This window comes from Roseibium sp. Sym1 (assembly GCF_027359675.1).
Classification (GTDB): domain Bacteria; phylum Pseudomonadota; class Alphaproteobacteria; order Rhizobiales; family Stappiaceae; genus Roseibium.
Map to the genome: position 1 here is coordinate 1,531,806 of NZ_CP114786.1, position 23,158 is coordinate 1,554,963.

Sequence of the window (23,158 nt, forward strand, 5' to 3'; positions counted from 1 at the left end):
GCTTTTCCAGTCCGGCAAGAGTTTCATTCGTGCCGGAGACGCCGGCGAAACGGGTATTCTTCAGACATTTTTCTCCCCCGCCGTTCCGGGCAGATGAGCGTCCGTTCCCGGCGCGACTGTCAGTTTTGCATCCGCATGACAAGGTCCGCGTCACCCGCAGCAGCTTTTTCGGAACTGGCGCCCTGTTTCGGAGTAAACTGGTGCTTCACGGAACAACCCCGTCACGCTCATAAGGGAACCACATTGCCGCGCCGAACCAGGGCGTGCATCATTGGAAATTACACTTACCGGGAGATCTTGCCATGTCTACTGCTGCCGACCGCCGTGCCGCCTTCAAGGCGCTCCACGAAAAGGGACGGGCCTTCCTGATGCCGAACCCCTTTGACATCGGCACCGCCCGGATCCTGGACGGATTGCGATTCGACGCGATGGCGACCTCCAGCGCAGGTTATGCCTGGACCCGTGGCGTCAAGGATGCCGAAGGCCTGATCACGCGCGACGCCGCCCTGTCCCACGCCGCCGAAATCATCGGTGCCACCACGCTGCCGGTGAACGGCGACCTGGAGAATGGTTTCGGCGACAGCCCGGACGACGTCGTGGAAACAGTGAAGGGCGCTATCGAGGTCGGGCTGGCCGGCTGCTCGATCGAGGACTACAGCCAGGACCCCAGACATCCCTATTACGATCTCGATCTCGCCGTTGACCGGATCAAGGCTGCGGTCGAAGCCAAAAACGGGACGGCGCCCGATTTCGTTCTCACGGCGCGCAGCGAAGGGCCGGTTCAGACCGAGCATGAACTTGAGGAAACCATCAAGCGGCTCAATGCCTTCGCGGCGGCCGGCGCCGACTGCATCTACGCGCCTCAGCTGAAGGACCGCGAGCAGATTTCCAGGGTTCTGGACGCGGTCGAGGCGCCTGTGAACATTCTGGCCGGGCGCAAGAATTTCCACCTCACCCGCAAGGAGCTTGGGGACATGGGAGTCACGCGTGTCTCGATCGGGGCGGGCCTTGCCAGGATTGCCTTCGATGCCTTCATCGCGGCGGCGGAAGACATGAAGGGCGGCGGAGCCTTCGGATGTTTCGACCGTGCCGAAACCATGCCGGAGGGCGCCGCCGATTTCGAAAGCTTCATGAAGGCGAGGCTCTGACGGACCATGGACGAGGCCTCCTCACCTGCCGCGCCTTCACCGGCCCGCCCGGAGGATGCTCCGGCCCTGAAGGCCCTGGCCGACAGGGCCTATGCCCATTACATCCCGGTCATCGACGCGATACCGGCGCCGATGCAGGCCGACTATGCGGAAATGGTCCGCGATCACGAGGTCTGGACGATCCGTTCCAATGGCGCTCTCAGTGCCAGCCTCGTGCTCATCAACCGTGACGACCACCTGCTGATCGAAAGCATAGCGGTCGACCCGGACAGCCAGGGCAGGGGATACGGCCGGCGCCTGCTCGACTGGTCGCGGCGCCGGGCGGTGGTGCTCGGCCAGACCGATCTTCGACTCTACACCAATGTCCTGATGACCGACAACCGCGCCTGGTACCGGCGTGCCGGGTTCGCGGAAACCCACGAGGAACAGCGCGGCGACAAACGGATCGTGCACATGCGTTTGACCTTGTGAGGCGATCAGCCGGTGGCCCAGAAGGTCAGCACCAGCGGCAGCGTGACCAGTGTCAGGATCGTCGAGACAAAGATGAAGCCCGCCACGCCGGGCGCATCGTCCGGCTGGTACTGCGCCACCGCAAGGTAGCTCGCGACCGATGGCGGCATGAAGCACAGCAGCACGATCACGCTTTCGATCTTGGAATCCAGGGTCAGGATGCTTGTCAGCACGAAGGCGGCGATGGCGCCGTTGATGATGTGCACCGCCGAGAGGAAAAACGCCCGAACAAGTCCGCCGATCTCCAGCGTTGCCAGGGAGTGACCCAGGGTCAGCAGCATGACGGGCACGGCCAGCCCCGCCAGGATTGTCAGGCTCTGGTCCACCGGACCCGGCAGCTTCAGCCCGGTGGCCAGGAGAAACAGCGCAATGACGACGGCATAGACAACCGGTTGCCGGGCCAGGGTGGCAAGATCCGGACGGCCCATCGGCAATGCCTGGCCGATGGTGAAAATGGCGACCAGCACCACGACGACGAACCCGATGGCAACGGCGGCTCCTTCCGGGCCGAAGGCAAGGGTCGCGACCGGAAATCCGATATTGCCGACGTTGATCAGCATCATCGGAGCCAGATAGGCCTTGATGGGCAGACGCAGGACCCGGAGAACAAGAAATCCGAGCAGGCCGAGAAGCAGGACAAGCCCGGCGGCGGCCGTCATGACGATCAGGAAGGTGTGGAGCTGAATGTGTTCCTTCGCCAGATGCGACAGGATCAGCGCCGGATAGCCGACATTGGCGACCAGTGCACCGAAAAGCTTCCTGTCGAAAGGGGCCTTGATCCTGGCGAGGCCGAAGCCAAGCAGGACACACAGGAGCACCGGCAGCATGACATTGACGACATGATCGAAAATTACCGCCACCTGACGCCCCTCCCACTCTGCCCCGAAGGCTGCCCGCACCTTTCCGGAACACCGGATTGCAGGCGCTCCGGGCAGAACGGGGCCCGGAGCGTCCGAAAAGGCGCTAGTCGCGCCCCCACTTCGATTGCTTCTTGTCCTTCATGATACCCCGGACCATCTTGCCAAAAGCCTTATCCCTGGAGCGCCGCTCGGCCAGGCTGGCGGAGTTGAAGGCTTCCTCGGCCTTCAGCTTGCGCCACCGTGCCAGCCTGGTCGGATCCAGGTCACCGCTTCCGATCGCTTCCCGCACGGCGCATCCCGGTTCGCTTTCATGAAGGCAATTCTTGAAGCGGCAGCCGGTTGCAAGGTCGTTCAGGTCGGCGAACAGGTCCTCGATACCGGAGGCCGCGTCGGTGAGCTGCAATTCGCGCATGCCGGGCGTATCGAGCACCAGGCAGCCACCCGGGACAAGATGCAGCTGGCGGCGCGTGGTCGTGTGCCGGCCCTTGGCATCGTCCTCGCGGATCCCCTGTGTCGCGATCTCCTGCGTGCCGGCGAGCGCGTTGGTGAGCGTCGACTTGCCCACGCCGCTTGACCCCAGAAACGCCACGGTCTGACCGGGCTTGCACCACGCGACCAGTTTTTCCCGCGGTTCCTCGCCGCGGGCATCAAGCGTGACGACCGGAACGAGATCGGAGATCGCGCGGGCCTGTTCGACAAAGTCCAACGGGGTGTCGACCAGGTCGGATTTCGTCAGCACGATCACCGGCGTTATCTGCGCCTCGAAGGCAACGGCGATATACCGTTCCATCCGGGCGATATTGAAGTCCTGGTTGCAGGAGGAAACGACAAAGGCCGTCTCTATGTTGGCGGCGATCAGCTGGACCTGCCGGTCCGTGCCGGGGGCGCGCCGTTTCAGCAGGCTCTTGCGCTCCAGGACGCGACTTGCGGCAGGCTGGTCGCGGTCCATGAGAACCCAGTCGCCGACCGTCGCCTCGATGCGGGGCGGCAGGCTGCCGTCGATGCCGTCGCCGATCACGTGCAACGCATTGCGATGCACCTCGACGACACGAACGGGCGGCGTTCGCTCAAGCGCGTCCGCGCTGATCTGCTGGGCAAAAAAGGGCTGCCAGCCCAGCGCCTGGAGGGTCGAGGCGGGCTGGTTCTGAGGTTTCGGTCCGTTGGCCGAAGGAAAGAAGTCGGAATAGTTCCGTGGCATTGGATGTCTCGTGATTTAAACACACGTCGTCGGGCGCCCGCGCAGGGCGCCGGTTCATGTATTTTCGGCTCTCCGCTCTCGTGAGAGCCGGATCACGCAATCTCTGACATCAAATCTCCATGGTCGCGCGGGAACGCGCTCTTCTCAGGTAGCTGCTGCCCGCCCGGTTTTCAAGGCTCTGCCGATGCCTATTCCGGGCGTTCGCCGACATAGGCCGCTCTCGGACGGATCTGTTCCGGAGCCGCATATTGCTCCAGCGCATGGGCGATCCAGCCGGTCATGCGGCCCGCGCAGAAGATGATCTTGCCGGCGTCCTTCGGCAGGTCATAGGTCTTCTGGATCGCCGCCAGCGCCAGGTCGACATTCGGCGAAACGCCGAACAGGTCCCGGGCAATGGTGATCAGGCCCGGCAGACGGCGGACGAAGGCATGATCCGGCTCGCTGCGGTAAAGCACCTCCAAGAGGTAATCCGCACGCGGATCCTCGTCGCCATAGATGGAATGGCCGAAGCCGGGCAGGGGTTCGCCGCGGCTGAGCCGGTCGGACAGCTTCGCCTCGATATCGGTCTCCGGTGCGATCGAGGACAGCCAGGCCGTCGCCCGGTCGGACGCGGCACCGTGGCGCGGACCGGCAAAGGCGCCCAGGCCGGACAGCAGGGCGGCGTGAAGCGGAGCCCGCGTGGACGCGGCGCACCGGGTCGCAAAGGCGCTGGTGTTGAGCTCGTGATCGGCGCAAAGAACCAGCGCGGCGCGGATCACGTTTTTCGCCGAGGACGACACGTCGAAGGCGCTGGCGATCCGGGTATGGATCGGCACGGCGACCGGATCCGTGTTCAGGAGGACGGCCACGGAATAGCGCAGCAGCGCCGCCCCCTTTGCCTGCAGCAACTTCGGTGCCTGGGTGTAGGCGGCGCGGTCCTGCAGCGGCCAGGCGGCGAGCCCCATCATCAGCCGGTCGAGCGCGCCCAGACCGGGCGGCAGTTCCGGCGGCGCCATCGGCGCTTCCTCGGCAAAGGGATCGCGGTCGCAGTTCCAGAGTAGCGTTGCCACCGTTTCCAGCGTCGAGGTTTCCGCCAGGTCGACGGCCCGGCGCCCCCTGTAGACCGGTCCGACTTCGGAAATCAGCGTGAGTTCCGTCTCCAGCACGGGATCACCGGTGAGCGGGCGGGACCCGGCGTGGTCATCGGCGGCCTTGCGGCCCTTGAGACGGCGCACGTCGGCGGCGTCGTAGCGGCGTTTCTTGCCGGGCCCGGCAATGGAGGAAATCAGGCCCCGGCTGACATAGGCATAGAGCGTGGCCGGCTGCACGCCGAGTTCGGCGGCCGCCTCGCGGGCGGAAAGGTAGATCGGCTTGGTCATGCATTGATTTTATGTATCAATATTGATCAATGCAATTGGCTTCTCCTATCTGGCTCCAAACCAAAGAGGAGAGACCCATGACAGAAGCGCCAAGTCCCGCCCGGATGACCCCGGACCCGATTGCCGGTCTGGAAGGTGTCGTTGCAGCCAACACCGCCCTCAGCCATGTTGACGGCCAGAACGGCATCCTGGTCCTGCGCGGCCACCTGATCGAGGACATAGCCGGCAAGGTCCCGTTTGAATCCGCGGTCGGCCGGCTCTGGCAGGATGTCGACCTTGCCGGGACAGCTTCTTTGCAGGCCGCCTTCGGCAAGGCCCGACTCGCGGCTTTCGGAGTGGTCCCCGTTCTGGAGGCCGCGCCGGCGGACCTTACCGTCTATGAACGCATGCAGCTTGGTCTTGCAGCCCTGCCGGTCAGCGGCGGCCTGCCGCCCGCCGTTGCCGTCAGCGGCGCCCTGCCGGTGTTCCTCGCAGCCTGCCACCGGATCGCCGGCGGTCTCGCGCCGCTTGCCCCCGACAGCACGCTGGAAACCGCCACCGACCTGTTGCGCATGCTGAACGGTCAAATGCCGACCGGCGCCCATGCGGAAGCGCTGAACCGTTATCTCGTCACGATCCTGGATCACGGCCTCAATGCCTCCACCTTCACCGCAAGGGTGATCGGTTCGACCCAGGCGGATCTCAAACAGGCGGTGCTCGGCGCCATGGGGGCGCTCAGCGGCCCCTTGCATGGCGGCGCGCCGGGGCCGGTGCTCGACATGATCGACGCCATCGGCACGCCGGACAACGCGGAAGCCTGGATCACCGGGGCGCTGGAACGCAAAGAACGGCTGATGGGCTTTGGCCACCGGATCTACCGGACACGGGACCCGCGGGCGGACGTGCTGAAAGCGGGCCTGCGCAAGCTCGGTGCCGACAATCCGAAGGTGCAACTCGCCGAAAGCATCGAAGAGGCCGCGCTGGCTGCGCTCCGCAAGGCCAAGCCGGACCGGCCGCTGGACACCAATGTGGAGTTCTATACCGCCGTGTTACTGGATGCGATCGGCATCGACCGGACCCTGTTCACACCGCTCTTTGCCACAGGCCGCACACCGGGCTGGTGCGCCCATGTGCTGGAACAACAGGCCACCGGCAAGCTGATCCGCCCGTCCTCGCATTATGTCGGGCCGGCGCCTGCCTGACCTTCCCGTGGAACCGCGGTTTTGGCATTCAGCCTGTAAATCATGTCGCGCACCCACATGTGGAGGGGTGCGCGATGGTTGACGGCTGTCCAGACCAGTCCGATCGTGACCGAGGTCTCGACCGGACAGGCAATTGTCCGCAAGCCTTCGCTGACCGCCTTGGACAGGCGCGCCGGCACGGTTGCCACAAGGTTGGATCCCCGGACAAGACGCCCCAGCCCCGCGGGACTTGGCACGCGCAGAACGACTTTCAACGCCTTTGCCTTGCCCATGCGTTCGAGTTCGATCAGGTAGCGTGAACGCCATTGGCCGCCATAGGTGACCAGCACATGGTCGAGGCCGAGATACTCCTCCAGGCTCAGGTCTCCTTCCGCCATGGGGTGTGCCGGATCCACCAGGCAGACATAGCGGTCCTGGTAAAGGTCGCGTCTGTAGAAATTCGGATCGGACCGTTCAAACGGACCAATGAGAAGGTCCGCCTCGTTGCGCGTCAGACGTTCATGCCCGATCCCGGAAGCGTCGATGATTTCAAGTTCCAGGTTCGGCGCTTCACGGGTCAGCGTCTTCACGATGTCCGGGACAATCAGAACCCGTTCGTAGAAATTGCAGGCAATGATGAATTTCTGCGAGACCGTCTTGGGGTCGAAGTCCGGTGGTGCTGCAAGCTGCCGGAACTCTGCCGTCAGGCGTTTTGCCTCCTGAACGATGTCCTCGCAGCGTCTGGTGGCGTGCAACCGCCTCGCCTGGCGCACGAAAAGCGGATCCTGGAACACCTGCCTGAGCTTGTTGACCGTGTAACTGACGGCCGACTGGTTGACGCCAAGTTCTTCGGCTGCCCGTGTGAAAGACCGGAACTGGTGCACCCAGATCAGGACCTGCAGGGCGCGGAAGTCAATGTCCAGCGGGTCGACGGGTTTCGTCATCAGGCTCCCTTTCCCGCCCGCGTGAACCACTGCGGGAGGTAAAATCAAAAAATTCGATCCTAGTCATAAAGTCAATCGTATTGCTTGATTTTATTCCCGCGATCTACTGTTGGGCATGCTTGAACTGGGAGGAGATGGCGGATGGCGGTCGCACCGGTCGACGAGACCCTGACCCTGACGGAACTGACGCGGGACCCTTATCCAATATACCGGCGCATGCGCGCTGAGACGCCGATCGTGCGTGTGCCGGCTGCGAGCCGGATTTTCCTGACCAAGGCGAAGCACACCAAGATGGTGAAGGACGATCCGGACCTGTTCAGTTCCGACGATCCGGTTACGCCGATGCGCCGGGCCTTTCTGGCGCACACCCTGATGCGCAAGGACGGCGAGGAACACCGGCGCGAGCGCATGGCCATGCAGCCGGCGTTTTCGCCGAAGGTGATCAAGACCGACTGGGCCGATCTTTACCGGAAAATCGCCGCGGAATATCTCGATCGCCTGCCGCGTGGTGAAACCGTGGACCTGTTTTCCGCACTGTGCGGGCCGATCGCCGCCAGGATCCTGGCGCACATTCTCGGTCTCGACGAGGTCAGCGACGCGGACATGCAACGCTGGTCCCAGGTGCTGATCGACGGTGCCGGCAATTTCGGTTTCGCGGACGGGCCCTTCGCAAAATCGGACGCCGCCAATGCCGAGATGGACGCGGTCTTCGACAGCCTTCTGGAGCGCCACCGGGCTGAACCCAACAATTCCGCGCTGTCGGTGATGCTCAACGCCAAGAACCCGATCCCGATGAGCCAGATCTACGCGAATATCAAGATCGCCATCGGCGGCGGCATCAACGAGCCGCGCGATGCGCTGGCGACCATCCTTTACGGCCTTTTGAGCAACCCTGACCAGCTGGAGGAAGTGAAACGCCAGGAGGCATGGGCGGACGCGTTCGAGGAGGGCGTTCGCTGGGTGGCACCGATCCAGGCCTCGTCCCGCAGGGCCACACGCGATCTTCAGATCGACGGAATCGACATTCCCGAAGGCGTGACGCTGATGACGATCCAGGCCTCGGCCAATCGCGACGAGGACCTCTACGAGGACGGTGAAAGCTTCAACGTCTTTCGAAAGAAGGCGCCGCACCAGGCTTTCGGCAGCGGCCCGCACCATTGTGCCGGTGCCCATATCTCGCGCCGCACCGTGGGAGAAATCCTGCTGCCGATGCTGTTCGAACGATTCCCGGACATGAGGCTGGACAAGGCCGAGGATGTCGTGTGGAGCGGGTTCGGCTTCCGGGGGCCCTTGAACCTGCCGGTCAGACTGGGCTGAGGAGATCCCATGGTACAGATAACCTTCGTCCAGCCGGACGGCAGCCAGACGACCGTTGACGCCGACGAAGGCGCAAGCGTCATGGAAACCGCCGTCAACAACGGCGTGGACGGCATTTTCGCCGAATGCGGCGGGGCGATGATGTGCGCGACCTGTCATTGCTACGTCGACGAGGCCTGGGCCGGGAAAACCGGGCCGCGTGTCGACGGCGAGGACGACATGCTGGAATGCGCGGCCGCCGAAATGCGCGAAACCTCGCGCCTGTCGTGCCAGCTCAAGGTCAGTGAGGAACTTGACGGACTGATCGTGCACCTGCCGACGGAACAGGCCTGAGATCAGCACCTGAAAAACCGCAGGCGGTGTCTGAAAAAAAGGGAGGAAAACATGTCGACATATAAGAGTTTGAGGCTGTTCGCCGCCGGGGCGGTCGTTGCCGCCACCGGCCTGCTGGGCGGGATTGCGGCGCCTGCCGATGCCGCCGAGGTCACGCTACGGCTGCACCAGATGCTGCCGGCCCAGGCGAGCGTTCCGAAGAACATCCTCGAACCGTGGATGGCCCGCATCAACGAGGAATCCGACGGGCGGATCGAGATCCAGCACTTTCCTGCCATGCAGCTCGGCGGCAAGCCGCCGGAACTGATCGATCAGGCCATCGACGGCGTCGCCGACATCGTCTGGACGCTGCCAGGCTATACGCCCGGGCGTTTCCCCCGGACCGAGGTCTTCGAGCTGCCGTTTGTCATGACCAATGCGGAAGCCGTCTCACGCGCTTTCTGGCAGCTGGCCGAGGAAACCATGCTGGACGAGGACTTCAAGGACATGAAGGTGCTCGGTCTCTGGGTGCACGGTCCCGGCCTGATCCACTCCAAGGAGCCGATCGACTCGCTGGACGACCTCAATGGCGTCAAGCTGCGCGCGCCCACGCGCGTGACCAACGACATGTTCAAGTCGCTCGGCGCAACCCCGGTCGGCATGCCTGTGCCGGCGGTTCCCGAAGCCCTTTCCAAGGGCGTGATCGACGCCACGGTCGTGCCCTGGGAGGTGACCGGTGCCCTGAAGATCAACGAACTGGTCAGCAACCACACGGATTTTGGGGATGACCCCCTCTATACGGCAACCTTTGTTCTGGCCATGAACCGGGCCACCTATGACGCCCTTCCGGATGACCTGAAGGAGGTGATCGACCGGAATTCGGGCCTGAACCTGTCGGCCTTTGCCGGAAAGCAGATGCAGGTGGATGACGCCGCGCCGCGCGACACGGCGATTGCCGAGGGAGGCAACATCATCGAGCTCTCGTCTGAAGAGATTGCGCGCTGGAAGGAAGCCGCCGCTCCCACCAAGGACAAGTGGATCGCCGAAATGGACGAAAAGGGCATGGACGGAACCGGTCTCTACCAGCGCGCGACGGAGCTGATCGCGGAAAACACGTCGCAATAACGGGAGAAAATCGGCCAAAACGACATGGGCGGCAGCGGCTCTCCCCACAGGGCCGGTGCCAATCAAACCCTGCGCGGTTGCCATCGCGAAAACCGTGTGACAAGGGCCGGTTGTCCGGGCGCTCTGACGTTTGCCGCTTCAGAGCGCCCGGATCTTTTTGGGCTGACTTTTATCCGGCCATTTCCGCTTCGCGCACGGCCAGTTCGATTTCCTCGACAAGACCCTGCTCCAGACCGAGACGGGCGGCGAGCATCTGCAGGTAGGCCTGTTCGGCCGGATGATCCGGATCGATGGCAAGCCGGGAGGCCGCGTAGATCTCGGCGGCGGTTTCCTCGCACGTGGCACTGGCAACGACCTTGTCGAGATCGAGCGGCGACCTCAACTCGTCCATCAGGAAGGCCTTTGCCTCGCTGTCGAGACCGGCCTCGTCGATCTTGGCAAAGATCCGGTCCTGTTCGTCCCGGTCGATATGGCCGTCGGCCTTGGCCGCGGCGATCATGGCCGACAGCAGGGAAACGGCCGCCTGATTTTCACCGCCCGGTTGTTCGCGCGGGTCGAAGGCCGTGCCGCGCGGGGCTTCGATCGGGATCGGCTCGTCCTGCGGGTATTGCGGGCGCGGCATGTTCTGCTGATTGGCCTTGTGGCCCTGGTAAGCCTTGTAGGCGAGGCCCGCGACCAGCGCGAGGCCGCCATAGGTCACCGCCTTCTTGCCGATCTTGCGGCCCGACTTGGTGCCAAGCAGCAGACCGGCCAGCCCGCCCAGCGCCAGGCCACCGCCCTGGGACGACAGGAAATCCTTGCCCTGGGACAGCAGGTCTCCGGACCCGCCACGCTGTGCCGCGCCACTACCGGACTGGCCATACTGGCCGCCGCCCTGGCTTCCCAGAAACTGATCCAGCAAGGATTTTGCATCGAACATTCTTGGCTCCTTAATATGGCCGCTGACTTGGGTGAAAACCAACCGTCCTATCAAATGGGAATTTCTGCAAGCGGCGCAAGTTTGCGTTACATCTGCTTACAGACGACCGGTCGAACCGGTTCAAGCGAGGTTTGACTTGATCACACGCCTTTCTGATTGCCGGCCGCTCCTTCGGCTTGTGTTGCTGCCCCTGGTGCTTTTTGCTAGCGATGCGCGGGCGTTCCCGGTGAACGATGCCACGGATGCCTATTCCCCGGTTGCCGAAGCGGACCTTGCGGACCGGTTCGCGAAGATTCTGGCACAGGCGGGAGAAAGCACAACGGGCCGTCTGTTTGCCTTTCACGTGAAGGGTTGTGCCTCCGGGAAACGGCCTGGCATTTCCGTCACGATCCACACGGTTCAGGACAGGGGGCTGCCGCACGGCGACGAATACCCGACCTATGTTCTTGTCACGAGAGGCGATCCCAGCCTGACCGAGCTGACTTTCAGGACCCGTGCTGGAAAACGGCTCTACATGGCCGACACGTTCTCGTGCCAACCCGATACATGTCTGCTGTCCGCGCAGCAGGGCTATTCCGATACCTGCCTGTCCGACCCCTTCGGCAAACCCGCACCCGATCTGCCCGGACTGCGCAAGGATTTCTGGTCGGACCTGATCAGGCTGTTCGGTCTTTGAGACCCTTCAGGACGATCCGAGCGGCAACAGATTGTCGTCCTTCAGTGTCTCCATCGCGATCGACGAGCGCACGTGATGGACGGCTTCCTGCGGCAGGAGTTCGTCATTGATGATGTTGCTGAGCGCCTTCAGGTCCGGCACCACAATCTTGAGCATGTAGTCGAGATCGCCGGTCAGCGTGTGGGCCTCCTGCACCTCCGGCATCGCCGTGACCATGTTGCGGAATTTCCGTGCGTTTTCCCTGGTATGCGCGCCGAGCGTCACACCGACAAAGGCGGTTACGGTCAGGCCAAGGGCTTCCGGGTCGAGCGCTGCGCGGTAACGGCGGATGACGCCGGCCTCCTCCAGCTTGCTGCGCCGGCGCGACACCTGGCTGGCGGACAGGCTGATGATCTCGCCCAGCTCCGCATTGGTCAGTGCGGCGTTGTCCTGCAAGGCCGCCAGCAATTTCACATCAAAGCTATCCAGGGCAATTGTCATGCGCACTTTCCCCTTTGTATGCACGTTGTGTGCAAGATCTTACGCGAAAACACGTGGATTGCACACACGCTGCGCGCATCTCCCGGCATCCTGAACGAAATGAATTTCTTCGAGAGGATTGCCAGCCATGGGACCGTTTCCGCACAACGCACCGCCAGCCGAGATCACGCCGGAAAATCCCGCCGGCACGGACGGCTTCGAATTCGTCGAATTCGCCCATCCGGATCCGGAAAAGCTGGATGTGCTGTTTCGCAAGATGGGCTATGTGCCGGTCGCCAGGCACAAGAGCAAGGACATCACGCTCTACCGCCAGGGCGACATCACCTATGTGCTGAACGCCGAACCAGGCAGCTTCGGCATGAAGTTCGTCGAAACCCATGGTCCGTGTGCGCCATCGATGGCGTGGCGTGTCGTCGATGCCCAAAAGGCTTTCGAGCATGCCGTTGCCAGGGGCGCGACACCCTATGAAGGCGACGACAAGACCCTGGACGTTCCGGCCATTGTCGGCATTGGCGGCTCGCTGCTCTATTTCGTCGACACCTATGGCGACAAGGGCTCGGCCTATTCCAGGGATTTCAACTGGCTGCGCGAGTTCGACCCGAAACCGGAAGGCGTCGGCTTTTATTATCTCGACCACCTGACCCACAATGTCTATCGAGGCAACATGGACAAGTGGTGGGACTTCTATCGCGACCTGTTCAACTTCAAGCAGATTCATTTCTTCGACATCGACGGCCGCATCACCGGCCTGGTCAGCCGGGCAATCACCAGCCCCTGCGGCAAGATCCGCATTCCGCTGAACGAATCCAAGGACGACACCAGCCAGATCGAGGAATATCTGAAGAAATACAACGGCGAAGGCATCCAGCACATCGCCGTCGGCACGGATGACATCTATTCAAGCACCGACAAGCTGGCCGAAAACGAGCTGAAATTCATGCCCGGCCCGCCGGAGACCTATTACGAGATGTCCCACAAGCGGGTGACCGGCCACAGCGAGCCGATCGAACGCATGAAGCGCCACGGTATCCTGATCGACGGTGAAGGCGTCGTCGACGGCGGCATGACCAAGATCCTCCTGCAGATCTTCTCCAAAACCGTCATCGGTCCGATCTTCTTCGAATTCATCCAGCGCAAGGGTGATGAGGGCTTCGGGGAGGGCAATTTCCGCGCCCTGTTCGAGTCGATCGAGGAAGACCAGATTCGACGCGGAGTGCTCAAGACCGAAGCTGCCGAGTGAATCCCCCTTGCCGGTTGCTTTGGAAGGCCGTTTTTCCGAGAGGGGAAACGGCCTTGTTCTTTTGGAGGGCGCACAAGCATCTCGGTACTGTTTTGGTACCGGCTTGCCAATCGTACCGGCGAGTTGCCGACAATCCTCGGAGGTCCTCCCGGGCAAGCGCAGCGCGACCCGGGACCCACTCATTTCCAGAGCAGAATTTTTGGTACAGCAGCTCTCGCGGCAAATAGTGCGAGGCTTGTGCAAGCGGCAGCGAGAGCAGGCCGGGGCGACACCTGAGTTTGCCGTGAAGCCGCAACCAACCGGCAGCTTTCGCACTACAAAAAACCCTGCGCAGCCTGGCCCTTCTCGAGAACCCATAAAAAAACTTATGTTTTTTTGCCTCGGCAACCGCTTGAATTCATTTCGCTTTTCCGATCCGAAAAGGGTTTCTGCAGGAGTCCTCGGTCGAATTTTTCATTCGTTAAGGAAGAAGTCCGGAGGGCAAGGGTTTTACTGTCAGAGGCTGCCGAGTAGGCCCTCTGTTGCATTGTCTAAGCACAAACTTTTATACCTCCGCGCCCCACGCGGAGGTTTTTTTTGCCCTCAGGCCTTCACCTTCGCTTCCAGCACGTCCCAGACCATCGCCGCCACGTCCGGACCGCCGAGATTGCGGATGGCACGGATGCCGGTCGGGGCGGTGACGTTGATCTCGGTGAGCCGGCCGTCAATGACGTCGATGCCGACCAGGATAAGGCCTTTTGCCTTCAGCGACGGGCCGAGGCGGGCGCAGATATCCCGTTCGCGGTCGGTGAGGTCGCTGTCGGTCGGTGCACCGCCGCGGACCATGTTGGACCTGAGGTCGCCCGCCGCCGGCACCCGGTTGACCGCGCCGGCGAATTCGCCGTCGACCAGCAGGATTCGCTTGTCGCCGTGTTTGACGTTGGGCAGGAACTGCTGAATCACCCAGGGCTCGCGGAAGGTCGCGGCGAAGAAGTCGTAAAGCGATCCGTAGTTGAGATCGTCCTCGGTAATCCGGAACACCGCCGCGCCGCCATGGCCGAACAGCGGTTTCATGACGATGTCGCCAAATTCCTCGCGGAAGAGATCGATTTCGGCCCGGTCCTTGGTGATCAGGGTCGGCGGCATCAGGTCGGCGAATTCGGTGACGAACAGTTTTTCCGGCGCATTGCGCACATGCATCGGATCGTTGACCACCAGCGTATCGGGGTGGATCTTTTCAAGAATATGCGTCGCGGCGATATAGGACAGATCGAAAGGCGGATCCTGGCGCATCAGCACCACGTCCATGTCTCGCATGTTGAAACGCTGCGGCTTGTCGAAACTGAAATGCCTGCCCGTCTCGTCGCGCACCTCGACAGGTTCCAGCGTGCAGAAGACATCGTCGCCGCGCATCGCCAGGCGGTCGGGCGTGTAGTGGTAGAGCGCGTGACCCCGCGCCTGGGCCTCCAACATCATCGCGAAGGCGCTGTCACCGGCAATGTTGATGGTCGAGATATGGTCCATCTGGACCGCAACTTTCAAAGCCATGAGGCAACTCCCGGCGGGCGGCACGTCACGGGTGCCATTGGGATTTCAGAACGGTTGGTCCAGATATGCGGTGCGGGTGGGCGAATGTCCAGAGGGGGCGGGCCTTGAGAAGCGTGTCAGCCTTGTGATCAGGGCCGTCTATCCGCTTGAGGTGCCCATATGGCATTGACTTTTTCCAAACCCACCGAGGTCATCCCCGACGAGCGCAGCGCGATCGGGGACCCAATCGTTTCCAGAGCGTGCGCTTAGGGATCTTCGCCGTACCGCACTCCATTTCCTAATAGTCTGATTTGCGGAGCGGTGGATTGGGTCCCGGCTCGAGGCCGGGATGACCGCAGGAGAAGGGGCGCTTGTGGTGGTTCAATCAAAGGCCCGTAAAACACAGATCGTCGGCCTTATACCAATGTCCGATCAGGCTCACGCCTCTTCGAGCAGCTCCGTCCAGCTCTTCGGATTGTCGCCGTTGAGCGGGTTCTTCGGGGACCGCCTGTAGCGAATGGTTTCCATGCGGAAGGTGCGGGCGTCAAACAGGATCATGCGGCCGACCAGGCTCTCGCCGGTGCCGGTCAGTTCCTTGATCACCTCCATCGCCTGCATGGCGCCGATGATGCCGGTGAGCGCGCCAAGCACCCCGGCCTGCTCGCAGGTCGGCAGCAAGCCGTCGCGCGGCTTTTGCGGGAACAGGCAGCGATAGGTCGGGTTCGCCTCCCCGGCTTCATTGGTCTCGAACGGTTTCAGCGTGGTGATCGAGCCGTCGAACTGGCCGACGGCGGCGGTCACCAGCGGTTTTTGCGCGTAGAAACAGGCGTCCGAGACCAGGTAGCGGGTGTCGAAATTGTCCGAGCCGTCGACCACCAGGTCGTAGTTCGAGACCAGGGCCATGGCGTTGTGACCCGCGATCCGGGTCGGATGCGGCTCGACAATGACATTGGGATTGAGGCGGGCAATCGCTTCCGCGGCGCTGGCGACCTTGGGCTCGCCAAGCTGGTCGGTGTCGTGGATCACCTGGCGCTGCAGGTTCGACAGCGACACCGTGTCATCGTCGACAATGCCGAGCGTGCCGATGCCCGCTGCCGCCAGGTATTGCAGCACCGGCGCGCCGAGGCCGCCGGCGCCGATCACCAGCACCCGGGCCTTTTTCAGCTTCTGCTGCCCGGCCCCGCCGATGTCCTGCATGACGATGTGGCGGGCGTAACGTTCCAGTTCGGCGGGGGAGAGCATTCTTTTTCCTGCTAAATGGTTTCGGCGGCACGACGTTGATCTGGATCCGTCACCTAACCCAACACCCGGCTGACCAGCCGGGCGGTGTAGTCCACCATCGGGATGACGCGGGCGTAGTTCAGCCGCGTCGGGCCGATGACGCCAAGCACGCCGACGATGCGCTGGTTGCTGTCCCGGTAGGGTGAGACCACCAGCGAGGAGCCCGAGAGCGAAAAGAGGTTGTTTTCCGAACCGATGAAGATGCGGACGCCATCGCCCTTTTCGGCAAGGCCCAGAAGCTGGATGAGTTCCTTCTTGTTTTCCAGGTCGTCGAACAGGAGGCGGATGCGCTCGAGATCCTCGGCCGCTTCCAGGTCGGTCAGAAGATTGGAGCGGCCGCGCACGATCAGCGTGCCGGGATCGCTCGCGCTTTCGCCGCCCCAGACGGCAAGGCCCGTGTTGATCACTTTCTGGCTGAGCTGGTCGAGTTCGGCCTGGTCCGCATCGCGCACCTTCTCCAGTTCTGAGCGGATTTCCGACAGTGTCTTTCCCTGGATCTGGGCGTTCAGGTAGTTCGAGGCCTCGACCAGCGCCGAGGCCGGCAGGTTCGCCGGCAGTTCCAGGACACGGTTCTCCACCGAACCGTCATCGCTGACCATGACCACCAGGGCCTTTTGCGGTTCGATGCGCACGAACTCGATGTGTTTCAGGCGCATGTCGGTCTTGTGGGTCAGCACGACGCCGGCGCCCATGGACAGGCCCGACAGCATCTGGCTGGCCTCGGTCAGCACCTGTTCGGCCGAGTTGGCCCGCTGGGACGCCCGCACCTGGACGTCGATCTGGCGCCGCTCCTCCTGGGTGAGGTCACCGACCTCCAGCAGGGCATCGACGAAGAAGCGCAACCCGATCTCTGTCGGCAGGCGGCCCGCACTGGTATGCGGCGAATGCAGAAGCCCCATATGCTCCAGGTCCGACATCACGTTGCGGACCGAGGCCGGGGACAGGGACATGGCCAGGTTGCGCGACACGTTGCGCGATCCGACCGGTTCGCCGGTCTCGAGATAGGTCTCGACGATGGCGCGGAAGATTTCTCTGGATCTCTTGTCGAGGTCACTCAGGCTCAAGGCTCGGGTCTCCGTTGGACAGGCACCGCATCGGGGCCCGCAGCAATTCCACCCCAAGATATAGGCGCAAAACAGTGTCCGCGTGAAGTATCGCCTTTCCGGGCCTTTACGCCGATGGAAGTTGAGGTCTACAAGGCCTCAACGAACACACTGGAAACTGCGGTTTCCGCCTGATCCAAGGTTGAAAGGGATTTCAATGCGTCCGTCCAAACGCGCCGCCGACGAACTTCGTGCCGTCACCCTCGAGCGTGGTGTGTCCAAACATGCCGAAGGGTCCTGCCTGGTCAAGTTCGGCGACACCCATGTCCTGTGCACCGCCAGCCTGGAGGAGCGGGTGCCGCCATGGCTGCGCGGCCAGAACCGGGGCTGGGTGACCGCCGAATACGGCATGCTGCCCCGCGCCACCGGCGACCGCATGCGCCGCGAGGCCACCGCCGGCAAGCAGTCCGGCCGGACCCAGGAGATCCAGCGCCTGATCGGCCGCTCCCTGCGCGCCGTTGTCGACCTGCAGGCCCTCGGTGAAGCCCAGATCAGCATCGACTGCGACGTCATCCAGGCCGATGGCGGCACCCGGACCGCCGCGATCACCGGCGCCTGGGTGGCGCTGCGCGACTGCGTCGAATGGATGAAGGCGCGCGACATGGTCAAGGCCAATGTCCTGAAGGACCATATCGCGGCGATCTCCTGCGGCATTTACGAAGGCGCCCCGGTCCTCGACCTGGACTACGCCGAGGACAGCACCGCCGAAACGGATGCCAATTTTGTCATGACGGGCTCCGGCGGCATCGTCGAGATCCAGGGCACCGCCGAAGGCGCACCGTTCTCCGAAGACGAGTTCAATCAGCTTCTGGGCCTTGCCAAGACCGGCATCGGCCGCCTGGTCGACCTCCAGAAGATGGCCATTCTGTAAAGGAAGCGCTCCATGAGCCACCGCACGCTGGACCCCGGCAAGCTTGTCGTTGCCAGCCACAACAAGGGCAAGATCCGCGAGATCAACGAGTTGCTGCAGCCCTACGGTTTCGACGTGGTGTCCGCGGGTGACCTCGACCTGCCGGAACCGGACGAGACCGGCCTGACCTTCGAGGCGAATGCCTCGCTGAAGGCGCAGGCGGCCGCCAGGGCGTCCGGGTTTCCGGCGCTGGCCGATGACAGCGGCTTCTGCGTGGCCGCCCTCGGCGGCGATCCCGGAATCTATTCGGCCAGGTGGGCCGGACCGGACAAGGATTTCGCCATGGCGATGCGCACCGTCGAGGAAAAGCTGCAAGCGGCCGGCGCGACCGACGACGCCCGGCGCCGGGGCTCTTTCGTGGCGGTGCTGTGCCTGGCCTGGCCGGACGGCCATGAGGAATATTTCCGGGGCGAGGTCGAGGGCCAGGTCGTCTGGCCGCCCCGCGGCACGCAGGGCTTCGGCTATGACCCGATGTTCCAGCCGGACGGGCACGCGCGCACATTCGGCGAAATGAGTTCGGAAGAAAAACACGGCTGGGGCAAGGATACTCCCGCCCTGTCGCACCGCTCCCGGGCCTTTGAAATATTCGCGGCCGGGTGCCTGGAAGGAAACTGAACGTGACGTCGCAAGGGGCAACCGAAGGCGGTTTCGGCATTTATGTGCATTGGCCGTTCTGCGCGGCCAAATGCCCGTATTGCGACTTCAATTCCCATGTCCGCCACCAGCCCGTCGACCAGGCCCGGTTTGCCGCCGCGTTCGAACGGGAGCTGGCCTATTTCGCCGATCTCACCAGGGGCAAGACGGTTCAATCCGTGTTCCTGGGCGGCGGCACGCCCTCCCTGATGGAGCCGGCGACGGTCGAGCGCATCCTGGCCGCCATTTCCGGCCACTGGTCCATGGACGAGGCCGTGGAAATCTCCATGGAAGCCAATCCGTCCTCGGTCGAGGCGGAGCGGTTTCGCGGCTACCGTGCCGCCGGCGTCAACCGGGTGTCCCTTGGTGTCCAGTCCCTCATCGACACGGATCTGAAACTGCTGGGCCGCCTTCATGACGCCCGGACCGCGCGCAAGGCCGTCGAAACCGCACGGGAAACGTTCCCGCGGCTGTCCTTCGACCTGATCTACGCGCGGCCGGGCCAGACGCTTGCGGGTTGGGAACAGGAGCTGCGGGAGGCCATCGCGCTGGCGGCCGATCACCTGTCGCTCTACCAGCTGACCATCGAGGAAGGCACACCTTTCTACACGCTGTACCATGCCGGCAAACTGAAGATGCCGGACCCGGAGCTCGGCGCGCAATTCTACGAACTGACCCAGGACGTTACGGCCGCCGCGGGTCTGCCGGCCTATGAGGTCTCCAACCATGCCCGGCCGGGCGCGGAATGCCGCCACAACCTGGTCTACTGGCGCTATGGCGATTACGTCGGTGTCGGCCCCGGCGCCCATGGCCGCCTGACCGTCGGCGTCAACCGGCTGGCGGCATCCACCGAGCGCCATCCGGAGACCTGGCTGGAAAATGTCGAGCATCACGGCCACGCCATGATCGAGAATGCCGGCCTGTCGGAGGAGGAACAGGGCGACGAATTCCTGCTCATGGGCCTGCGCCTGAGCGAGGGCATCGACCTGAAACGCTACGAGCGCTATGCTCACAGGAGCGTCGATCCGCTCCGTCTGAACGCACTTTTGGAACATGGCATGGTGGAAGAACTCGGGGAAAACCGCATTCGGGCAACACGCGACGGTTTTTTTGTGCTCGATGCGGTGGTCGCCGATCTGGCCGCCTGACGCGGCACGCTTCATCGTTAAAATAATGCTACCAAGTTGATTAAATTGTTTTATCCAGCCTTGTGCATTGCACAGTGTTTTGGCGGGAAAATGTCTTTTGCCGCAGTCCTCGGCAGTTAGGAGCGGTTTCAAATAACAATTAGCAGTATTGCGAGCGGCATCAGGCCTAGCTATCCTGTTGCGATGCAATAGATGGTGAAAATAACAAAGAGCCGCAAAATCATGTTTACGAAATTTGCCAATGGAGCGGCCACTGGATTGTTCAACCAAGGAGAGACGTCTTTGCCGTTCTATCACCTTTATGAGTTGAACCACGCAGCCATGGCGCCCTTCCGGGCCATGGCCGACATGACACGGCTCTATTTCCAAAACCCCCTCAATCCCTTGACCCATACCAGCTACGGGCGGTCCATTGCCGCCGGCTGCGAGGTCCTGGAGCGCACGACGCGGCGCTACGGCAAGCCGGAATTCGGCCTGAAGGAAACGACCGTCAGCGGCGTGCGTGTTCCCGTTCGCGAGGTTTGCGTCTGGGACCGGCCGTTCTGCGACCTGATCCATTTCGAGCGTGGCGTGACCTCGCACCGCAACGATCCCAAGATCCTGATCGTCGCGCCCATGTCCGGCCACTACGCGACCCTGCTGCGCGGCACGGTCGAGGCGTTGCTGCCCTACGCGGATGTCTACATCACCGACTGGATCGATGCGCGCATGGTGCCCATCCAGGACGGCAAGTTCGATCTGGACGACTACATCGACTACATCATCTCGATGTTGCACTTCCTCGGGCCCGATGCCCATGTGCTTGGCGTGTGCCAGCCCTCCGTGCCCGTGCTCGCCGCCGTCGCGGTGATGGAGGACCGTGAAGATCCTTATGTCCCGGCCACCATGACGCTGATGGGCGGCCCGATCGACACCCGCGTCGCGCCGACGGCGGTCAACGATCTCGCCGTCAACAAGGGCATCGACTGGTTCAAGAACAACGTCGTCATGAAAGTGCCCTTCCCGCATCCGGGTTTCATGCGGGACGTCTATCCGGGCTTCCTGCAGCTGTCCGGGTTCATGAGCATGAACCTCGACCGGCACATGACCGCGCACCGGGAGTTCTTCCAGCACCTGGTGGAAGGCGACGGCGACAACGCCGAGAAACACCGCGATTTCTACGACGAATATCTCGCCGTGATGGACCTGACCGCCGAGTTCTATCTGCAGACCGTGGAAACCGTGTTCATCGATCACGCCCTGCCGAACGGGACGATGACCCACAACGGCCGTCTGGTGGATTGCTCCAGGATCACCCGCACCGCGCTTCTGACGGTGGAGGGCGAGAAGGACGACATCACCGGACGTGGCCAGACCAAGGCCGCCCACGCGTTGTGCACCAATCTCGCGGACGACATGAAGGCCCATTACGAGCAGCCGAATGTCGGCCATTACGGCGTCTTCAACGGCTCGCGCTGGCGGTCGGAAATTGCCCCGCGCGTGATGGATTTCATCCGTTCGAACCGCACGGACCTGCCGCGCAACACGGCCAGGCCCGCTCCGTCGAAGGTGGAGGCTCCCGCGCCCAAGCCGGCAAAGACAGCCGCGAAAAGCGCCGCCGGACCGCTGGAAAGCATCCTCCTGGTCAAGCCGGACGGCGTCGCGGACGATCTGAAGGCCATCAGCGGTGTCGGCCCCAAGCTGGAATCGGCGCTCAACGAGGCCGGTATCTTCCATTACTGGCAGATTGCCGGGCTGACGGCGGAGCAGATCGAGGCCCTGGACTCCAAGCTCGACTTCCGCGGCCGCATCGCCCGGGACAACTGGATCGAACAGGCCCGCCAGCTCTCCGAAACGGTGAGCTGACCGGTTGGTTTGTGGGTGCCCGTGACGGGCACCCATAACTTGCCTCCGAAAGTCCGGTTTTTTTGTCGCGGTCCGGCCGACGCTATTGATTCCCGGCATTGGGGCCAATACAAGAACCGGTCAGACAGCGAGGCCGGAGGTTTCTTTAGTGCTCAATATTTTCATCGGATTCGATCCCCGCGAAGCGGTTGCCTATCACGTCTGCGCCAACAGCCTGACGCGCCTGTCGAGCGACGTTCTCGCGATCACGCCGATCTCGCTCCACAACCTGAAGACCTACCAGGAGACCCACACCGACGGGTCCAACCATTTCATCTACACGCGGTTCCTGATCCCGCACCTGATGAACTACAACGGCTGGGCGCTGTTCATGGACGGCGACATGATCGTGCGGGACGACATTGCCAAGCTGTTCGCCATGCGCGACGAAAGCAAGGCGGTCATGTGTGTCCATCACGACTACGAGACCCGCCAGACCACCAAGTATCTCGGCTCGAAAAACGAAAACTATCCGCGCAAGAACTGGTCGAGCGTCGTTCTTTGGAACTGCGCCCATCCGGCCAACAAGGTGGTCACCCCGGATTTCGTGATGAACGGGACCGGCGCGCAGCTGCACCGCTTCACCTGGCTCGAGGACGACCAGATCGGCGAACTGCCGATCGAGTGGAACTGGCTGCCGGATGAGTTCGGCCCGAACCCGGATGCCAAGCTGCTGCATTTCACGCTCGGAACACCCTGTTTCCACGAATATGCCAACGCGCCGATGGCCGCCGAATGGCACCGGGAAAAACTGCTGGCGAACTATTCCGCACAACATGTGATTGACGGACCGTTCGACTGAACGCAACCGTCTTTTTCCTGAAATAACAATCAGCTAACCCCGGTTGATGCCCGCATCAACCGGGGTTTTTCATTGCCGTTCATCTGTGACCGGCATCACGAATCCTTGAAGGCAGCCTCGGCAATCCCCACTTGGAATGCGTGGATGTCTTGAATGGATAGGACGATGACAACGACCAAAAGTTGCATGATCAAACCTGCCTGGACGCCGGCGACCATCGGCCTGATGGTGCTGGGGTTCGTGGTGTTCTGGCCGCTTGGCCTTGCCATGCTCGCGTATATTCTGTGGGGCGACCGTTTCGAGAACATGCTCCGCGATGCGAAGGATCAATGGCGGGGCAGCCCGCTGAAGGGAGCATTTGAACAGATGAATACCACCGGTTACGCGCGTACGGGCAACGTCGCGTTCGACGATTACCGCGAACGTGAGCTGAAGCGCCTGGAGGAAGAGCGGGCCAAGCTCGACGCCATGCGCGCCGATTTCGACGATTTCCTGCGGGAACTGCGCCGCGCGCGCGACCAGGAGGAATTCGATCGCTTCATGGCCAACCGGGGCCGCAGCAGCAGCGACGCCGCTCCGCTGTAAGTCCTTCCCCTCCCGGACCCGTTCCCGGACGGCCAGACCGAAAGCGGCGCTTGGAAAAG

General features: G+C 62.7%; 23 protein-coding genes. 14 read left to right on the top strand and 9 right to left on the bottom strand.

Annotated features, from left to right (window positions below; genetic code table 11):
• Positions 1 to 302: 302 nt before the first annotated feature.
• Together O6760_RS06885 and O6760_RS06890 are read left to right on the top strand one after the other, a co-directional pair.
• Positions 303 to 1,148, top strand: a complete 846-nt coding sequence (locus O6760_RS06885; RefSeq protein WP_269584745.1) for an isocitrate lyase/PEP mutase family protein — start codon at positions 303 to 305, stop codon at positions 1,146 to 1,148.
• 6 nt (positions 1,149 to 1,154) lie between these two features.
• Positions 1,155 to 1,619 carry a GNAT family N-acetyltransferase gene (locus O6760_RS06890; RefSeq protein ID WP_269584746.1) on the top strand — a complete coding sequence of 155 codons (465 nt, stop codon included), beginning with the start codon at positions 1,155 to 1,157 and terminating at the stop codon, positions 1,617 to 1,619.
• 5 nt (positions 1,620 to 1,624) lie between these two features.
• On the opposite strand, the gene O6760_RS06895 is transcribed toward O6760_RS06890, so the two are convergent.
• From O6760_RS06895 to O6760_RS06905, 3 genes are all read right to left on the bottom strand, one after another.
• Complete coding sequence (locus O6760_RS06895; RefSeq protein ID WP_269584747.1) at positions 1,625 to 2,518, bottom strand: AEC family transporter; 894 nt, start codon at positions 2,516 to 2,518, stop codon at positions 1,625 to 1,627.
• Between the two features lie 103 nt (positions 2,519 to 2,621).
• On the bottom strand, positions 2,622 to 3,716 hold the full coding sequence (gene rsgA / locus O6760_RS06900; RefSeq protein ID WP_269584748.1) for a ribosome small subunit-dependent GTPase A: 1,095 nt from the start codon (positions 3,714 to 3,716) through the stop codon (positions 2,622 to 2,624).
• A 188-nt stretch (positions 3,717 to 3,904) separates the two neighbouring features.
• Positions 3,905 to 5,074 (bottom strand): citrate/2-methylcitrate synthase, encoded by a 1,170-nt coding sequence (locus O6760_RS06905; RefSeq protein ID WP_269584749.1) that lies wholly within the window; start codon positions 5,072 to 5,074, stop codon positions 3,905 to 3,907.
• 77 nt (positions 5,075 to 5,151) lie between these two features.
• On the opposite strand from O6760_RS06905, the gene O6760_RS06910 reads away from it, so the two are divergent.
• Complete coding sequence (locus O6760_RS06910) at positions 5,152 to 6,255, top strand: citrate synthase/methylcitrate synthase (protein WP_269584750.1); 1,104 nt, start codon at positions 5,152 to 5,154, stop codon at positions 6,253 to 6,255.
• On the opposite strand, the gene O6760_RS06915 is transcribed toward O6760_RS06910, so the two are convergent.
• Positions 6,231 to 7,178, bottom strand: a complete 948-nt coding sequence (locus tag O6760_RS06915) for a LysR family transcriptional regulator (RefSeq protein ID WP_269584751.1) — start codon at positions 7,176 to 7,178, stop codon at positions 6,231 to 6,233. The two genes, O6760_RS06910 and O6760_RS06915, sit on opposite strands and share 25 nt — an antisense overlap.
• A 141-nt stretch (positions 7,179 to 7,319) precedes the next feature.
• Between O6760_RS06915 and O6760_RS06920 the strand changes: the two genes are divergently transcribed.
• From O6760_RS06920 to O6760_RS06930, 3 genes are read left to right on the top strand one after another with little or no spacing between them, the layout of a single operon-like run.
• Complete coding sequence (locus O6760_RS06920) at positions 7,320 to 8,495, top strand: cytochrome P450 (protein WP_269584752.1); 1,176 nt, start codon at positions 7,320 to 7,322, stop codon at positions 8,493 to 8,495.
• 9 nt (positions 8,496 to 8,504) lie between these two features.
• Positions 8,505 to 8,828: a 2Fe-2S iron-sulfur cluster-binding protein gene (locus O6760_RS06925; RefSeq protein WP_269584753.1), complete on the top strand. Its 324-nt coding sequence runs from the start codon at positions 8,505 to 8,507 to the stop codon at positions 8,826 to 8,828.
• Between the two features lie 51 nt (positions 8,829 to 8,879).
• Positions 8,880 to 9,932, top strand: a complete 1,053-nt coding sequence (locus O6760_RS06930; RefSeq protein WP_269584754.1) for a TRAP transporter substrate-binding protein — start codon at positions 8,880 to 8,882, stop codon at positions 9,930 to 9,932.
• A 169-nt stretch (positions 9,933 to 10,101) separates the two neighbouring features.
• Here the strand turns inward: O6760_RS06930 and O6760_RS06935 are convergent, their stop codons facing one another.
• Entirely contained in the window at positions 10,102 to 10,851 is a 750-nt protein-coding gene (locus O6760_RS06935) for a tellurite resistance TerB family protein (protein WP_269584755.1), read from the bottom strand.
• 226 nt (positions 10,852 to 11,077) lie between these two features.
• Between O6760_RS06935 and O6760_RS06940 the strand changes: the two genes are divergently transcribed.
• The gene (locus tag O6760_RS06940) at positions 11,078 to 11,527 is read left to right on the top strand and encodes a hypothetical protein (protein ID WP_269584756.1); all 450 of its coding nucleotides are present in this window, start codon (positions 11,078 to 11,080) and stop codon (positions 11,525 to 11,527) included.
• 6 nt (positions 11,528 to 11,533) lie between these two features.
• Here the strand turns inward: O6760_RS06940 and O6760_RS06945 are convergent, their stop codons facing one another.
• On the bottom strand, positions 11,534 to 12,007 hold the full coding sequence (locus tag O6760_RS06945; protein ID WP_269584757.1) for an Lrp/AsnC family transcriptional regulator: 474 nt from the start codon (positions 12,005 to 12,007) through the stop codon (positions 11,534 to 11,536).
• Positions 12,008 to 12,134: 127 nt separating this feature from the next.
• Here O6760_RS06945 and hppD point away from each other — a divergent pair, with 127 nt between their 5' ends.
• Positions 12,135 to 13,247, top strand: coding sequence for a 4-hydroxyphenylpyruvate dioxygenase (gene hppD, locus O6760_RS06950; protein WP_269584758.1), 1,113 nt, complete (start codon positions 12,135 to 12,137; stop codon positions 13,245 to 13,247).
• Positions 13,248 to 13,829: 582 nt separating this feature from the next.
• Here the strand turns inward: hppD and gshB are convergent.
• The 3 genes from gshB to hrcA form a co-directional block, all read right to left on the bottom strand.
• Positions 13,830 to 14,774: a glutathione synthase gene (gene gshB, locus O6760_RS06955; protein ID WP_269584759.1), complete on the bottom strand. Its 945-nt coding sequence runs from the start codon at positions 14,772 to 14,774 to the stop codon at positions 13,830 to 13,832.
• A gap of 417 nt (positions 14,775 to 15,191) precedes the next feature.
• Entirely contained in the window at positions 15,192 to 15,995 is an 804-nt protein-coding gene (locus O6760_RS06960; RefSeq protein ID WP_269584760.1) for a HesA/MoeB/ThiF family protein, read from the bottom strand.
• Between the two features lie 53 nt (positions 15,996 to 16,048).
• Entirely contained in the window at positions 16,049 to 17,098 is a 1,050-nt protein-coding gene (gene hrcA, locus O6760_RS06965; RefSeq protein WP_269584761.1) for a heat-inducible transcriptional repressor HrcA, read from the bottom strand.
• Between the two features lie 196 nt (positions 17,099 to 17,294).
• Between hrcA and rph the strand changes: the two genes are divergently transcribed.
• From rph to O6760_RS06995, 6 genes are all read left to right on the top strand, one after another.
• Positions 17,295 to 18,008: a ribonuclease PH gene (rph, locus tag O6760_RS06970; RefSeq protein WP_269584762.1), complete on the top strand. Its 714-nt coding sequence runs from the start codon at positions 17,295 to 17,297 to the stop codon at positions 18,006 to 18,008.
• Positions 18,009 to 18,020: 12 nt separating this feature from the next.
• Positions 18,021 to 18,662, top strand: coding sequence for an RdgB/HAM1 family non-canonical purine NTP pyrophosphatase (gene rdgB, locus O6760_RS06975; RefSeq protein WP_269584763.1), 642 nt, complete (start codon positions 18,021 to 18,023; stop codon positions 18,660 to 18,662).
• Between the two features lie 2 nt (positions 18,663 to 18,664).
• Entirely contained in the window at positions 18,665 to 19,828 is a 1,164-nt protein-coding gene (hemW, locus tag O6760_RS06980; protein WP_269584764.1) for a radical SAM family heme chaperone HemW, read from the top strand.
• Between the two features lie 321 nt (positions 19,829 to 20,149).
• Complete coding sequence (gene phaZ, locus O6760_RS06985) at positions 20,150 to 21,673, top strand: polyhydroxyalkanoate depolymerase (RefSeq protein WP_442969920.1); 1,524 nt, start codon at positions 20,150 to 20,152, stop codon at positions 21,671 to 21,673.
• 148 nt (positions 21,674 to 21,821) lie between these two features.
• Complete coding sequence (locus O6760_RS06990; protein ID WP_269584766.1) at positions 21,822 to 22,514, top strand: glycosyltransferase; 693 nt, start codon at positions 21,822 to 21,824, stop codon at positions 22,512 to 22,514.
• A 165-nt stretch (positions 22,515 to 22,679) separates the two neighbouring features.
• The gene (locus tag O6760_RS06995) at positions 22,680 to 23,099 is read left to right on the top strand and encodes a DUF2852 domain-containing protein (protein WP_269584767.1); all 420 of its coding nucleotides are present in this window, start codon (positions 22,680 to 22,682) and stop codon (positions 23,097 to 23,099) included.
• Positions 23,100 to 23,158: the final 59 nt, after the last annotated feature.

Coding starts and splice junctions, on each gene's coding strand:
- O6760_RS06935 (WP_269584755.1), bottom strand. CDS start 10,851: ATGTTCGATGCAAAATCCTTGCTGGATCAGTTTCTGGGAAGCCAGGGC.
- rsgA (WP_269584748.1), bottom strand. CDS start 3,716: ATGCCACGGAACTATTCCGACTTCTTTCCTTCGGCCAACGGACCGAAA.
- O6760_RS06910 (WP_269584750.1), top strand. CDS start 5,152: ATGACAGAAGCGCCAAGTCCCGCCCGGATGACCCCGGACCCGATTGCC.
- O6760_RS06945 (WP_269584757.1), bottom strand. CDS start 12,007: ATGACAATTGCCCTGGATAGCTTTGATGTGAAATTGCTGGCGGCCTTG.
- O6760_RS06960 (WP_269584760.1), bottom strand. CDS start 15,995: ATGCTCTCCCCCGCCGAACTGGAACGTTACGCCCGCCACATCGTCATG.
- O6760_RS06890 (WP_269584746.1), top strand. CDS start 1,155: ATGGACGAGGCCTCCTCACCTGCCGCGCCTTCACCGGCCCGCCCGGAG.
- O6760_RS06905 (WP_269584749.1), bottom strand. CDS start 5,074: ATGACCAAGCCGATCTACCTTTCCGCCCGCGAGGCGGCCGCCGAACTC.
- O6760_RS06885 (WP_269584745.1), top strand. CDS start 303: ATGTCTACTGCTGCCGACCGCCGTGCCGCCTTCAAGGCGCTCCACGAA.
- rph (WP_269584762.1), top strand. CDS start 17,295: ATGCGTCCGTCCAAACGCGCCGCCGACGAACTTCGTGCCGTCACCCTC.
- hppD (WP_269584758.1), top strand. CDS start 12,135: ATGGGACCGTTTCCGCACAACGCACCGCCAGCCGAGATCACGCCGGAA.
- O6760_RS06920 (WP_269584752.1), top strand. CDS start 7,320: ATGGCGGTCGCACCGGTCGACGAGACCCTGACCCTGACGGAACTGACG.
- gshB (WP_269584759.1), bottom strand. CDS start 14,774: ATGGCTTTGAAAGTTGCGGTCCAGATGGACCATATCTCGACCATCAAC.
- O6760_RS06930 (WP_269584754.1), top strand. CDS start 8,880: ATGTCGACATATAAGAGTTTGAGGCTGTTCGCCGCCGGGGCGGTCGTT.
- rdgB (WP_269584763.1), top strand. CDS start 18,021: ATGAGCCACCGCACGCTGGACCCCGGCAAGCTTGTCGTTGCCAGCCAC.
- O6760_RS06915 (WP_269584751.1), bottom strand. CDS start 7,178: ATGACGAAACCCGTCGACCCGCTGGACATTGACTTCCGCGCCCTGCAG.
- O6760_RS06995 (WP_269584767.1), top strand. CDS start 22,680: ATGACAACGACCAAAAGTTGCATGATCAAACCTGCCTGGACGCCGGCG.
- phaZ (WP_442969920.1), top strand. CDS start 20,150: ATGGCGCCCTTCCGGGCCATGGCCGACATGACACGGCTCTATTTCCAA.
- O6760_RS06925 (WP_269584753.1), top strand. CDS start 8,505: ATGGTACAGATAACCTTCGTCCAGCCGGACGGCAGCCAGACGACCGTT.